Source organism: Rathayibacter tanaceti (genome assembly GCF_001634385.1).
GTDB lineage: Bacteria > Actinomycetota > Actinomycetes > Actinomycetales > Microbacteriaceae > Rathayibacter > Rathayibacter tanaceti.
In genome coordinates, this window is sequence record NZ_LIIN01000087.1 from 1 (window position 1) to 13,411 (window position 13,411).

Sequence of the window (13,411 nt, forward strand, 5' to 3'; positions counted from 1 at the left end):
CCCGCGCGCCGCGGCATGAGCCCGGCACCGCGACTCCGATCATGACCGGCTCGCCGCTGCCCGCCGGAGCAGACGCGGTCGTGCCGGTCGAGCGCGTCGATCCGCCGCGGTTCCCGGCAGAGGATCGCGTCGCGTTCACGCAGCCGGTGGCGGCCTCGACGTTCGTGCGCACCCGCGGCAGCGACGCCCGCGCGGGCGAGCTCGCCCTCCCGGCCGGGACGGTCCTCCGCTCGGCGCACTACGGCCTGCTCGCGTCACTCGGACTGACCGAGGTCGAGGTGCTGCCCCGCCTGAGAGTGCTCGTCGTGCCGACCGGCAACGAGATCCGGCCGGCGGGGGCGCTGCTCGAGGAGGCGCAGATCCACGACGCCAACGGCGCACTGCTGGCCGAGGCGCTGCGCGAGGCCGGAGCGCTGCCGATCGTCGCCGCGTGCACGAGCGACCAGCCGCAGGACCTGCTCGCCCTCCTCGAGGAGCACGCGGCCGGGGCCGACCTGGTGATCACGGTCGGCGGAGTCAGCGCAGGCGCCTACGAGGTCGTCCGCGACGCGCTCGGCCGGCCGGGTCGGAGTTCGGCCACGTCGAGATGCAGCCGGGCGGACCGCAGGGCCTCGGCGTGGTGCGCGCGGCGGAGGGACTGCACCTGCCGGTCGTCTCGCTCCCGGGCAACCCCGTGAGCGCGCTGGTCTCGTTCGAGGTGTTCCTCCGACCGGTGCTGCGCTCGCTGGCGGGCCGGGTTCCCGCCGAGCGCCCGCGGCTGCGCGCACGGCTGGCCGCGGCGCTCGACTCGCCCGCCCACCTGCACCAGATCAGGCGCGGTGTCCTCGACGACGAAGGTCTCGTGCACCCGGTCGGCGGCCCGAGCTCGCACCTGCTGGCGTCGTACGCGCGTTCGACGGTGCTCATCCACGTCCCCGTCGGGACGGACCACGCAGCGGCCGGCGACACGGTCGAGATCTGGAGGATCGATGACTGAGGGCAGTGAGCTCACGCACGTGCGCGGCGATGGCGCGGTGCACATGGTGGACGTCAGCGCGAAGGAGGTGACCGCGCGCACGGCCGTCGCCGAGGGGTACGTCGAGGCTCGCGCAGAGGTGGTGCGGCTGCTCGCCCAGGGCGAGCTGCCCAAGGGCGAGGCGCTGGGAGTCGCGCGGATCGCCGGGATCCTCGGCGCCAAGGCCACGTCGACGCTCATCCCGCTCTGCCACCCGCTCGCGCTCGATGGGGTCGACATCGACCTGGAGCCGCAGGAGGACCGGGTGCGCATCGAGGCGCGCGTGCGCACCAGCGGACGCACCGGGGTCGAGATGGAGGCGCTCACCGCGGTCAGCGTCGCGGCGCTCACCGTCTACGACATGATCAAGGCGGTCGACCGGGCCGCGGTGATCACGGGTGTCCGGGTGCTCGCGAAGGCGGGCGGGAGGAGCGGGTCGTGGACGAGCGAATGAGCGGCGACGCACGGCGCGCCGTGGCGGTCGTCGCCTCCACGCGGGCCGCCTCGGGCGTCTACGAGGACCGCACCGGGCCCGTCCTGCGCGCCTGGTTCGAGAGCCGCGGCTGGGAGTCGCGGGTGGTCGTCGTCGCCGACGGGGACGCGGTGGGCGAGGCCGTCGCCGATGCGATCGGCAGCGGGATCGACGTGGTGATCACCACGGGCGGGACGGGCGTCGCGCCGAGCGACGTCACTCCGGAGCAGACGGCGCCCCTCCTGGAGCGGCCCCTCCCCGGCCTCGCCGACGCGGTGCGCCGCCCGGGGAGCGGCTCACGTGCCGACCGCTGTGCTCAGCCGCGGGCTGGCGGGCGTCAGCGGACGCAGCGTCGTGGTGAACCTGCCCGGTCGCCGGGCGGTGTGCGCGACGGGATCGTCGTGCTCGACCCGGTGATCGGGCATCTGCTCGACCAGCTCGGAGGCGGCGACCATGCCCGCTGATCCGGTCGCCCTCGCGCGCCTCTCCGCCGAGGCGATCACGGTCGACGAGTGCGAGCACGCCGTCGACTCCCCCGGGCACGGCGCGATCGTGACCTTCGCGGGCGTGGTCCGCGACCACGACGAGGGCCGCGGGGTGCTGCGGCTCTCGTACGAGGCGCATCCGGACGCGCCGGCCGCTCTGCTCGCCTCCGCCCGCCGCGTCTGCGAGCGCTGGCCCGAGGTGGCGCATCGCCGCGGTGCACCGGGTGGGCGACCTGGTCGTGGGCGACCTGGCGCTGGCGTGCGCGGTCGCGTCGGCGCACCGGGCGGCGGCGTTCGAGGCGTGCGCCGCGCTGGTCGACGCATCAAGGCCTCTGTGCCGATCTGGAAGGAGCAGTCGTTCGTGGACGGCAGCTCGGAGTGGGTGGCGGCGCTGGGGTGAGCGGGTTCGGCGCGGCTCCTGGACCCGCTTCTGTCGGGCTCGACGCGGTCGGCCTGTCGAGGCGGCGCTTCTCGCAGGGCGGGGAGCCGGCGCCCGGACGGATCCGCTGGAACGCGGAGCCGGCGCCCGGGTCGAGCGGGCGGTGATCCTGCTGCGGTGCGGTGCGGCGAGTGCGCGGTACGGCGGTGGGAAACACGCGTGTCACATGTGTGGGGTTCACTGGGGAGGCGTGCGACGGGTGCGCAAGGAGAGGCGCGGCATGGACCTGAACACGATCCAGCGCGTCCGCGTCGTGCGCGAGCGGGCCGAGCTTGCGGCGATGGGGCCGCGCACGGCGGTCATCGGCGGCGGGTCCTGGGTCTTCTCGCTCCCGCACGACCACCTCGACGAGCTGCTCGATCTGCAGGGGTTCGGCTGGGAGCCGGTCGTGCGAACGGCGGACGGGCTCTCCCTCGCCGCGACCTGCACCCTGAGCGAGCTGGCCGCGATGCCGGACGCGGGCGAGTCCGCGCATCCGCTGTTCTTCCAGTGCTGCACGGCCCTGCTCGGCTCGTTCAAGATCTGGAACGTCGCGACGGTCGGCGGCAACATCGCCAACGCCCTCCCCGCGGGACCGATGATCAGCCTGGCCGCCGCGCTCGACGCCTCCGCGCTCGTCTGGCGGGCCGACGGCTCCGACCTGCTCGTGCCGGTGGCCGAGCTGGTCACCGGGAACATGAGCACGACCCTCGCGCACGGCGACGTGATCCGCTCGATCGAGTTCCCCCGCGCGGCGCTCGACGCCCGCACGGCGTTCCGCAAGACGGCGCTCTCGCCGCTCGGCCGCTCCGGCGCGGTGGTGATCGGGCGCCTGGACGCCGACGGCGCGTTCGTGCTGACGGTGACGGCCGCGACGGTGCGACCGGAGCTGCTCCGCTTCGATTCCGTCCCCACCGAGGACGAGCTCGGCGAGGCGATCGACGGCATCGCGAGCTGGTTCACCGACCCGCACGGCGCCGCCGACTGGCGGCACGCCGTCGTGCGCGTGCTGGCCGAGGAGATCCGCACCGAGCTCTCGAGAGGAACGCCGTGAGATTCACCGTCAACGGGGAGCCGGTCGACGCCTCCCCCCGCCCCGGCCAGGTGCTGCGCACGCTTCTGCGCGACCACGAGCACTTCGAGGTCAAGAAGGGCTGCGACGCAGGCGACTGCGGGGCCTGCTCGGTCCTGGTCGACGGAACGCCGTTCCACTCGTGCCTCTACCCCGCCCACCGCCTCGAGGGCCGCGAGGTGACCACGGCCGCCGGTCTGGGTACCACCGACGAGCTCAGCGCAGTGCAGGAGGCGTTCGTGGAGTCGGGCGCGTTCCAGTGCGGGTTCTGCACGGCGGGCATGGTGGTGACGGCCACGGCCCTCGAGGGGGTGCGGGCCGAGGACGTCCCCCGGCTGATGAAGGGCAACCTCTGCCGGTGTACCGGGTACCGGCCGATCCGGGAGGCGGTGGGCCGCTCGTGCTCGACGGCCGCGCAGACGGCACCCGTCTCCGGGCTCACCGCCGTCCGCCGCACCGGGCGCCCCACAGCCGACGAGTCGAGGGTCGGCCGCTCGCTCGGCGCTCCGGCCGGCCGCCGGATCGTGCAGGGTCGCGAGCCGTTCACCCTCGACGTCGCAGTGCCCGGGCTCCTGCACCTCAGGGTGCTGCAGAGTCCGCACGCCCACGCGCGCCTGCGCACGATCGACACGTCCGCGGCCCGCGCCCTCCCCGGGGTCGTCGCGGTGCTGACCGCCGCCGACGTCCCCGACGTCCTGTTCTCGACGGCCCGGCACGAGTCGCGGCTGGACGACCCCGACGACACGCGGATCCTCGACACCGTGGTGCGGTTCCGCGGGCAGCGGGTCGCCGTCGTGGTCGCCGAGTCGGTGGCGCAGGCCGAGGCCGCGTGCCGCGCGATCGACATCGACTACGAGGTGCTGCCTGCGGTCCTCGATCCGGAGGAGGCGCGCTCGCCCGGCGCTCCCCTCCTGCACGCCGACAAGGACGCGATCGCGTCGCGGATCGCGCGGCCGGAGGCGAACGTGGTCGCCGAGCTGCACGGCGAGTACGGAGACGTGACCGCCGCGCTCGCGGAGGCCGACGTGGTCGTCGAGGGCCGCTACTCGACCTCCCGGGTCGCGCACGCGGCACTCGAGACCCACGGGACGATCGGCTGGCTCGAGGGCGACGAGTTGGTGCTGCGGACCTCGACCCAGGTCCCCTTCCTGGTGCGTGACGAGATCGCGCGGCTGTTCGACCGCGACCCCGCGAGTGTCCGTGTCTTCACCGCCCGGGTCGGCGGCGGCTTCGGCGGCAAGCAGGAGATCCTGACCGAGGACGTGGTCGCGCTCGCCGTCCTCGCGACCGGGCGTCCCGTGCAGTTCGAGTTCACCCGGAGCGACGAGTTCACGATGGCGCCCTGCCGCCACCCGATGCGAGTCGATGTGACCCTGGGCGCGCGGCGCGACGGCAGGCTCACCGCGCTCGCTGTCGACGTGCTTTCGGACACCGGGGCCTACGGCAATCACGGCCCCGGGGTGATGTTCCACGGCACCTCGGAGTCGGTCGCCGTGTACAGCGCACCGAACAAACGCGTCGACGCGCAGGCGGTCTACACCAACAACCTGCCCTCGGGAGCGTTCCGCGGCTACGGGCTCGGGCAGGTGATCTTCGGGATCGAGTCCGCGATGGACGACCTCGCCCGGGAGCTCCGCATCGACCCGTTCGAGCTGCGACGGATCAATGCGGTCCGGCCCGGTGAGCCGCTCGTCGTCACCCACGTCGAGGGTGACGACATCGGCTTCGGCTCCTACGGGCTGGACCAGTGCCTCGACCTCACCGAGGCGGCGCTCGCCCGCGGCACCGGCGCCGCCGCTCCGAGCGGACCCGGCTGGAGCACGGGGCGGGGAATGGCTGTCGCGATGATCGCGACGATCCCCCCGCGCGGCCATTTCTCGGAGGCGACGGTCACGGTCGATGCCGACGGGCTCCTCACCGTCGGAGTCGGCACCGCGGAGTTCGGCAACGGCACCACCACGGTGCACACGCAGCTGGTCGCGAGCGCGTTCGGAGCCTCCGCCGAGCGGGTGCGGATCCAGCAGTCGGACACGGCCGCCGCGCGCTACGACACCGGGGCGTTCGGCAGCGCGGGCACGGTCGTGGCGGGCAAGGCCGTGTACTCGGCCGCGACCCGCCTCCTCGCCGAGTTGCGCGCTCTGGCGAAGCGCCTGACCGGCCACGACGAGACCTTCGAGCCCGACGACGAGGGACTGCTCGCGGCCGACGGCACCCGGGTCGAGTTCGCCGACCTGGTGCGAGCGGCCGGCGGGCCCGTCACCGCGACCGGGAGCGAGGACGGCGCCCGACGCTCACTCGCCTTCAACGTGCAGGGCTTCCGCGTCGCCGTTCACGAGCCGACGGGCGAGGTGCGGATCCTCCAGTCGGTGCAGTCGGCCGACGCCGGCTTCGTGATCAATCCGGCGCAGTGCCGCGGGCAGGTCGAGGGCGGAGTCGCGCAGGCCATCGGCTCGGCGCTCTACGAGGAGGTGCTCCTCGACGGCGAGGGCACGGTCACCACGGCGATCCTCCGGAATTACCACCTCCCGCAGATGGCGGACGTGCCCGAGACCGAGGTGTACTTCGCCGACACTGCCGACGAACTCGGCCCATTCGGCGCGAAGTCGATGAGCGAGGCGCCCTACAACCCCGTTGCGCCCGCGCTCGCGAACGCCGTCCGCGATGCGATCGGCGTGCGGCCCACCGAGCTGCCGCTGTCTCGCGACCGCATCTGGCGGCTCCTGCACCCGGAGGCCGCACCCGTCGCGACCGTCGAGGCCGAGGCTCCTCAGGGCTGACGGCAGGGTCGTCGTCAGGCGCGGGAGGCGAGCTCCGCGCTGGCCAGGGCGACGTCTCTGGCGATCGCATCCTCGTCTGCGGTGACCAGCCGGCCCTCCACCACCGCCGGCCGACCGTGCACGAGCAGCAGGGTCAGCGGGGGCTGCGCGCCGAGCGCCAGCGCGGCGACCGGATCGGCGATGCCCGCGTGCTCGATGCCGTCGATCCGCCAGAGCGCGAGATCGGCCAGCTTCCCCGTCTCGATCGAGCCGATCTCGTCCTGCCTCCCGAGCACACGGGCGCCTCCGATCGTCGCGACGGAGAGGGCCTGGCGCGCGCTCATCCGGTCGGCGCCGGCGCGGAGGCGGTTCATCAGCACAGCGGCGCGGATCTCGGAGCCGAGCTGCCCGGATTCGTTCGACGCGGCGCCGTCGACGCCGAGGCCCACGGGAGCCCCTGCGGCCAGCAGCTGAGGGATCGGCGCGATCCCGGCGGCGAGGCGGCCGTTCGAGGACGGGCAGTGCGCGACTCCGGTGCCCGTGGCAGCGAACCGCGCGATCGCGGCCGCGTCGAGGTGCACGCAGTGCGCCATCCAGACGTCGTCGCCGAGCCAACCGAGCGAGTCGAGGTAGTCGGTGGGCGAGAGGCCGAACGCCTCGCGCGTGTAGGCGTCCTCCTCGAGCGTCTCGGAGCCGTGGGTGTGCAGGCGCACCCCGAGCTGTCGGGCGAGCACGGCCGACTCCCGCAGGAGATCGGCGGTCACCGAGAACGGCGAGCACGGTGCGATCGCGACCTGCACCATCGACCCCGGTGACGGATCGTGGTATCGCTCGACGGCCGCGGCGCTCGCCTCCAGAGCCGCCGCTGTCGTCTCGACGGCGAAGTCGGGCGGCAGGCCGCCCCGGGACGCCCCGAGGTCCATCGAGCCGCGGGTCGCGTGCAGCCGGAGCCCCACGGTGCCGGCTGCGTCGACGATCCCGCCGACGATGTCGCCCGAGCCGCGCGGGAAGACGTAGTGGTGGTCGGCCACCGTCGTGCAGCCGGAGCGGGCCAGCACCCCGATCGCGCCGAGCGCGGCGGTGCGGGTCAGGTCGGCGTCGATCCGCGACCACGCGGGATAGAGGGCGACGAGCCAGTCGAAGAGGATGGAGTCCTGCGCCCAGCCGCGGGTGAGCCACTGGTAGAGGTGGTGGTGCGTGTTGACCAGACCCGGGGTGAGCAGGTGGCCGCGGCCGTCGACTCTGGCGAGCGAGACGGGCTCCTGCGCGGGCAGGCCGGTGGGGGCACGGCCGTCGAGCGCCCAGGCCGGCGGGGCCCCGGCGCCGACCGCGACGATGCGGGAGTCGTCGACGACGACATGGCCGGAGGGATGCTCGGTGCCCGCTGCGTCGACCGTGGCGACGTGGGCTCCGGTGATGACGTGGCGCTGCATGTGTCGAGCATGGCAGCGGGGTGTTTCGCGGCCGTTACCCCCTCACCCGTTCTCCGTGCAGTCAGTGCGCCGCGTGGATCGGACCCGAGCGGCCCGCGAGCGGCTCCCCCGAGGCTCCCGTCCGCGCGGCGAGCACCTCCGCCAGGATCGACACCGCCGTCTCCTCCGGCGTCGAGGCGCCGATGTCCAGCCCGATCGGCGAGTGCAGGCGGGCGAGCGCGTCCTCCGCCACCCCCGCCTCGCGCAGCAGCCGCAGCCGGCGCTCGTGCGTGCGCCGCGACCCCATCGCGCCGACGTAGGCGACCGGGAGGGTCAGCGCGGTCTCGAGCAGCGGGATGTCGAACTTCTCGTCGTGGGTGAGCACCGCGATCACCGTGCGCGCATCGACCGGAGTCGACACGAGGTAGTCCGAGGGCCAGCCGACGACGATCTCGTCGGCGCCCGGGAAGCGTTCCGACGTCGCGAACACCGGGCGTGCATCGCAGACACTCACCCGGTAGCCCAGTAGCGCCCCCGCCGAGCAGAGAGCGGCCGAGAAGTCGACCGCACCGAAGATCAGCAGCCGCGGCTTCTCCGCGTGCACGACGAACGAGACCTCGAGCTCCACTCCCTGACAGTCGATCTCGACCGTCGCCGAGCGGCCGGAGACCAGACGCGCCTGGCGCTCTGCCAGGATCCGCCGCACCGTGTCCTCGTCGAGCTGCGGGCCCAGCACATCCTGCGCCCGGGTCGCTCCCGTGAGCACCAGACCGACGAGCGCCGAGGGCCCGCCGACGACGATCGCCAGCGCGGCCGAGCGGCCGGCCCGGGCGGCACGCAGCTCGGCGAGCACCGCGGTCGATCCGGAGTCGACGATCTGGCCGAAGACGCGCAGCTGGCCCCCGCAGGAGAGCCCAGCGGCGAACGCCGCCTCGTCGTCGAAGCCGAAGTGCTCGCCGGAAGCGACCGACGTGCCGAGTACCTCCTGAGCCAGCGCGTACGCCTGGGCTTCGACGCAGCCGCCCGAGATGGAGCCGATCGCCCGCCCCTCGGGATCGACCGCCATCGACGAGCCGAGCGCACGAGGGGCGGAGCCGAAGACGTGGGTGACGGTGACGACCGCAACTCTGCCGCCGGCCTCGACGCGCTCGAGCACAGCGTGGGCGAGTTCGAGCACGGCGGCCTCCTCTTCTCGGTCGCACGGCGGCGGCGGCGGGTCTGCCGGGACCGGCCTGCGCAGCCGCGGGCGGAGGCTCACACGCAGGAAACATGCCGAGTATAGGGTCGATCCATGCCTGACGACGCTCCTTTCCTCGACCTCGTGATCCGCGCCTCCGACGTGCTCACCGAGAACGGCCGGCGACCCGCCAGCGTGGCCATCGCCGAGGGACTGATCGTCGCGGTCGGCGAGGTCGACGCACCGTGGCGGACCTCCGAGGAGGTCGTCCTGCCCGAGGGCCAGGTGCTGATGCCGGGCATCGTGGACACGCACGTGCACGTGAACGAGCCGGGCCGGACCGAGTGGGAGGGGTTCGCCTCCGCGACCCGCGCCGCCGCCGCAGGAGGCGTGACCACCCTCATCGACATGCCGCTGAACTCGATCCCGCCGACCACCACCGTCGCCGGTCTCGAGGCCAAGCGCGCCGCCGCCGGCCCGCAGGCGCAGATCGACGTCGGCTTCTGGGGTGGAGCGATCCCGTCGAACCTCGGCACCCTCCGCGAGCTGCACGACGCGGGCGTCTTCGGCTTCAAGTGCTTCCTCTCGCCGAGCGGAGTCGACGAGTTTCCGCACCTGAGCCGGGACCAGCTCACCGAGGCGATGCGCGAGATCGCCTCCTTCGACGGACTGCTGATCGTGCACGCGGAGGACCCGGCCGAGCTGGAGGCGAGCGCGAACGAGCCGGGCACCTCCTACGGCGCCTTCGTCGACTCGCGGCCGCCCGCCTCCGAGAGCAGCGCCATCGCGCACGTGATCGAGTCGGTCCGCGCGACCGGGTGCCGGGCGCACATCCTGCACCTCTCCTCCGCCGAGGCCCTACCGCTGGTGCGCGAGGCGAAGGCCGAGGGGCTGCCGATCACCGCCGAGACCTGCCCGCACTACCTCACCTTCGACGCCGGCTCGATCCCCGACGGAGGGACGCAGTACAAGTGCTGCCCGCCGATCCGCGACGAGCGCAACCGCGAGCTGCTCTGGAAAGGCCTGCTCGACGGGACGATCGACATCATCGCTTCGGACCACTCGCCCGCGACCGCCGAGCTCAAGTTCGCCGCGGGCGGCGACTTCGGCATCGCCTGGGGCGGCATCTCGGGGCTCGAGCTGAGCCTCCGCGCCGTCTGGACCGGGGCGCACGAGCGGGGGATCCCGCTCGAACAGGTCGTCGCGTGGATGTCGACGGGCACAGCCGCCTTCGTCGGCCTGGGGCAGAAGGGCCTGCTGCACGCAGGGTCCGACGCCGATCTCGTCGCCTTCGATCCGGAGGCGCAGTGGCGGGTCGACGTCGACGTGCTCGCGCACAAGAACCCCGTCTCGGCCTACGACGGACGCGTCCTCCGCGGCGCCGTCGCCGCCACCTGGGTCGGTGGCCGACGGGTCGCCCCCGAGACAGCGCCGCCCACCGGCCGCCTCCTCACCCGGCCCTGACGCCGCCTCCTCCCGCAGGACGCCTCGGGCGACGAGCACACGGCCGTGGGAGTCGCCGCAGGCGGTGGCGCGCGGGGTGTTCCCGGCAGGTTTCGGGTGTGTGAACGGGGGCGGGTCGTGAGCGCACGGCGGACCGATCGCACAAGACTCGACGGGGCGTCGGCCGAGATTCTGGCGGCTCCGCCGAGGCGGTCCCGCACCGAGGAGCGGGAGGCTGGCAGACGGGCTCGCGGGCCCCGATCCACGACCGGGCGCCACGCGGCACTCACCAACGGACAGGAGCGGACATGTCGATCATCCTCGGAGACCACCAGTACGGGAAGGCCGAGAACCGGGTCGTGCGGATCTACCGCGAGACCCCACGGCACGAGATCCACGACGTCAACGTCTCCACCGCTCTCCGCGGCGACTTCGAGGCCGCGCACCGCGAGGGCGACCAGTCGGCGGTCCTGCCCACCGACACGCAGAAGCAGACCGCCTACTCCTTCGCCAAGGAGAAGGGTCTGCGCTCGATCGAGCCGTACGGCCTCGAGCTCGCCCGCCACTTCGTCGACGGCTACTCGCCGGTGCACGGCGCACGGATCGAGATCGAGGAGTTCGCCTGGGAGCGTGTGCTCGTGGACGGCCGCGAGCACGATCACACCTGGGTCAGGAAGGGTCAGGAGACCCGGACCGCCTCGGTCACCGTCGAGGGCACGGGAGACCAGCGGCAGGTCTGGATCACCGGCGGCTTCAAGGACCTCACGATCCTCAAGTCCACCGGCTCCGAGTTCCACGGCTTCCTGACCGACCCGTACACCGTTCTCCAGCCCACGAACGACCGGGTGATGGCCACCTCCCTCGTCGCCACGTGGCGCTTCGCGCTGTCGGAGGAGGAGATCGCGGCGATGGACTGGGAGGCGCTCTACGCGGGCGTGAAGGCGCTGATGGTGAGCCGTTTCGCGACCGTGCACTCGCTCGCCCTGCAGCAGACGCTCTTCGAGATGGGGAAGGCGGTGCTGGAGGAGTACCCGCAGATCGTCGAGATCCGCCTCTCCGCCCCCAACAAGCACCACTTCGTCTACGACCTCTCACCATTCGGCGTCGAGAACGACAACGAGGTCTTCCACGCCGCCGACCGCCCGTACGGGCTGATCCAGGCGAGCGTCACGCGCGACGACGCCCCTCCCGCAGGGCCGGCCTGGACCGCCTACACGGGGCTGGTGTGAGTCCGCGCCGGAGCGTCCACCGCGGCCACGTCCTGCACATCGCCGGGCGGGCCACGCTCGCGACCGCCGCGGAGTCGCTGGTGTCGATTCCGGACGCGGCGCTCGTCGTCGACGACGCCGGCACCGTGGCCTGGGTCGGCGCGCACCGCGACCTGCCGGGCGAGTACGCCTCGTGGCCGGTCACGGGCGACGCGTCGGCGATCCTCCTGCCCGGCTTCGTGGACACCCACGTGCACTTCCCGCAGACGTTCTCGTCGGACGGCTTCGGAGGCGGTCAGCTGCTCGAGTGGCTCGACCGCACCGTGTTCCCTGCGGAGACGCGCCTCGCGGATCCGGACTTCGCGGACGTCGTCGCCCGCGCCTTCACCCGTCGGCGCGTGCGGGCGGGCACCACCGCCGCGATGGTCTTCGGGTCGGCGTTCCCCGCCGCGCAGGACGCCCTCTTCGAGCGGACCCGTGAAGCGGGCCTGCGGATCGTCTCGGGACGGGGGATCCAGACCGTCGGGCCCGCCTCCGCCCGGGGACTGCTCACCTCGGAGGAAGACGCGCTCGCGCTGGTCAGTGACGAGATCACGCGCTGGCACACGGTCGACACCGGCGAGGCGACGACGTCTCTGCTCCAGGTCGCGATCGTTCCGCGCTTCTCGCTCTCGGTGACGCCCTCGCTGCTCGCCGCACTCGGCGACCTCTACGACGATGTGCGCGCGAGCGGTGTGTACGTGCACAGCCATCTGAACGAGAACGACCGCCCAGGAGACGGCGAGATCGCGGCCGTGCTCGGCTCCTACGGCACCCGCAGCTACCTCGACACCTACGACGGGCTCTTCCTGCCCGGATCCGCGCGCGGCGGGTCCTCTCTGCTCGGCCCGCGCACGATCCTCGCCCACGCGGTGCACTGCCAGGACGCGGAGCTGCACCGGATGGCCGAGACCGGCACCTCGATCGCGCACTGCCCCACGTCGCAGCAGTTCCTCGGCTCCGGCACGATGCCCTGGCGGCGGACGGCCGCCTCCGGGGTGACCATCGCGCTCGGCAGCGACATCGGCGCCGGTGACGAGTGGCTGCTCCCGCGCGTCGCCAACGACGCGTTCAAGGTGCATCTGTCGGAGCCGGGCGATGCGGCGATCGCGCTGCACCCGGCCGAGCTGCTGTTCACGGCGACGCTCGCCGGGGCGCGGGCGCTCAACCAGGAGGCGCGGTTCGGCAACTTCGATCTCGGCAAGGACGCGGACTTCGTGCGCATCGAGCCGCGCCTCTGGGAGCCGCTCGCCGACGTGCTCGCGCACGGCATCCGCGCCGATGACGAGGAAGAGGCGGCTGCGCAGCTGCTCTTCGCGGTGCTGATGACTCTGCGCGAGCCCGCGATAGCGGCGGTGCACGTGCAGGGGCGGCGGGTCGCTGCTCCGGGCTAGTACGGCTCGGCTGAGCGCGTCATCGGCTGCAGATCGCACCGGCTCCTGCCGATCGCCGGGTGTCAGCGCAGCCGCAGCGCCAGGAACAGGTCGGCCCGGTCGGCCGTGTCCGAGAGGTCGCGCAGGGTCAGCTCCTCCACCCGCGCGATGCGATAGCGCACCGTGTTGAGGTGCAGGTGGGTCTGCTCCGCCGTGCGCACCCAGGAGCCTCCGCAGTCGAGGAACGCGGTGAGCGTCGCGACGAGCTGGGAGTTGTAGCGCGCGTCGTGCTCGATCAGCCGGCCGAGCACAAGGTCAACGAACACCGAGCGGAGGTGGTCGGGCACCGCACTCAGCAGCTGCACCGCCGAGGTCACGTCGCCCGAGTCGTTGACGCGCACCGGAGCATCGTCGCCGGGCGCGCCGGGCAGCAGCATCGCGGAGCGCGCCGAGCGCAGCGCCCCGCCGAGGGCCGGCAGCGTCGTCGCAGCACTCGTCCCCACCCGCAGCACCAGGCCCGGCCAGGCCGCTCCCGCGCGCCGCAGCGCGGAGGTGACGACGG

12 protein-coding genes and 1 pseudogene are annotated in these 13,411 nt (G+C 73.3%); 10 read left to right on the forward strand and 3 right to left on the reverse strand.

Translation table 11 applies throughout. The features are described from left to right. The 7 genes and pseudogenes from ACH61_RS10820 to ACH61_RS10850 all read left to right on the forward strand — a co-directional run. A partial coding sequence (locus tag ACH61_RS10820) for a molybdopterin-binding protein (RefSeq protein WP_236713641.1) occupies positions 1-677 on the forward strand: 677 nt, incomplete at its 5' end. Next, on the forward strand, positions 617-976 hold the full coding sequence (locus ACH61_RS10825; RefSeq protein ID WP_068211997.1) for a MoeA family protein: 360 nt from the start codon (positions 617-619) through the stop codon (positions 974-976). The genes ACH61_RS10820 and ACH61_RS10825, both read left to right, overlap by 61 nt. Beyond that, a complete protein-coding gene (gene moaC / locus ACH61_RS10830) occupies positions 969-1,448 on the forward strand; it encodes a cyclic pyranopterin monophosphate synthase MoaC (protein ID WP_068211998.1) in 480 nt (159 codons plus the stop codon). Before ACH61_RS10825 ends, moaC begins: the two co-directional genes overlap by 8 nt. Further along, positions 1,433-1,930: a MogA/MoaB family molybdenum cofactor biosynthesis protein gene (locus ACH61_RS10835; protein ID WP_330220157.1), complete on the forward strand. Its 498-nt coding sequence runs from the start codon at positions 1,433-1,435 to the stop codon at positions 1,928-1,930. The genes moaC and ACH61_RS10835 overlap by 16 nt, the downstream gene beginning before the upstream one ends. After that, positions 1,920-2,081: pseudogene (locus ACH61_RS19080) on the forward strand (molybdenum cofactor biosynthesis protein MoaE); the annotation flags it as partial. The gene ACH61_RS10835 and the pseudogene ACH61_RS19080, both read left to right, overlap by 11 nt. Positions 2,082-2,610: 529 nt before the next feature. Beyond that, positions 2,611-3,423 (forward strand): FAD binding domain-containing protein, encoded by an 813-nt coding sequence (locus ACH61_RS10845; RefSeq protein WP_068212000.1) that lies wholly within the window; start codon positions 2,611-2,613, stop codon positions 3,421-3,423. Beyond that, positions 3,420-6,218, forward strand: a complete 2,799-nt coding sequence (locus ACH61_RS10850; RefSeq protein ID WP_068212001.1) for a molybdopterin-dependent oxidoreductase — start codon at positions 3,420-3,422, stop codon at positions 6,216-6,218. Before ACH61_RS10845 ends, ACH61_RS10850 begins: the two co-directional genes overlap by 4 nt. Before the next feature lie 14 nt (positions 6,219-6,232). On the opposite strand, the gene ACH61_RS10855 is transcribed toward ACH61_RS10850, so the two are convergent. Together ACH61_RS10855 and ACH61_RS10860 are read right to left on the reverse strand one after the other, a co-directional pair. Continuing rightward, on the reverse strand, positions 6,233-7,630 hold the full coding sequence (locus ACH61_RS10855; RefSeq protein WP_068212005.1) for an 8-oxoguanine deaminase: 1,398 nt from the start codon (positions 7,628-7,630) through the stop codon (positions 6,233-6,235). Between the two features lie 61 nt (positions 7,631-7,691). Further along, positions 7,692-8,786 carry an XdhC family protein gene (locus ACH61_RS10860; RefSeq protein ID WP_068212007.1) on the reverse strand — a complete coding sequence of 365 codons (1,095 nt, stop codon included), beginning with the start codon at positions 8,784-8,786 and terminating at the stop codon, positions 7,692-7,694. 114 nt (positions 8,787-8,900) lie between these two features. Between ACH61_RS10860 and allB the strand changes: the two genes are divergently transcribed. From allB to ACH61_RS10875, 3 genes are all read left to right on the forward strand, one after another. Beyond that, entirely contained in the window at positions 8,901-10,250 is a 1,350-nt protein-coding gene (allB, locus tag ACH61_RS10865) for an allantoinase AllB (protein WP_068212009.1), read from the forward strand. A 287-nt stretch (positions 10,251-10,537) separates the two neighbouring features. Further along, positions 10,538-11,458, forward strand: a complete 921-nt coding sequence (gene pucL, locus ACH61_RS10870; protein ID WP_068212011.1) for a factor-independent urate hydroxylase — start codon at positions 10,538-10,540, stop codon at positions 11,456-11,458. Continuing rightward, on the forward strand, positions 11,455-12,870 hold the full coding sequence (locus ACH61_RS10875; RefSeq protein ID WP_068212013.1) for an amidohydrolase family protein: 1,416 nt from the start codon (positions 11,455-11,457) through the stop codon (positions 12,868-12,870). Before pucL ends, ACH61_RS10875 begins: the two co-directional genes overlap by 4 nt. Positions 12,871-12,932: 62 nt before the next feature. Here the strand turns inward: ACH61_RS10875 and ACH61_RS10880 are convergent. Further along, positions 12,933-13,411 (reverse strand): PucR family transcriptional regulator (locus ACH61_RS10880; protein WP_161489655.1); only part of this gene is annotated, 479 nt, incomplete at its 5' end.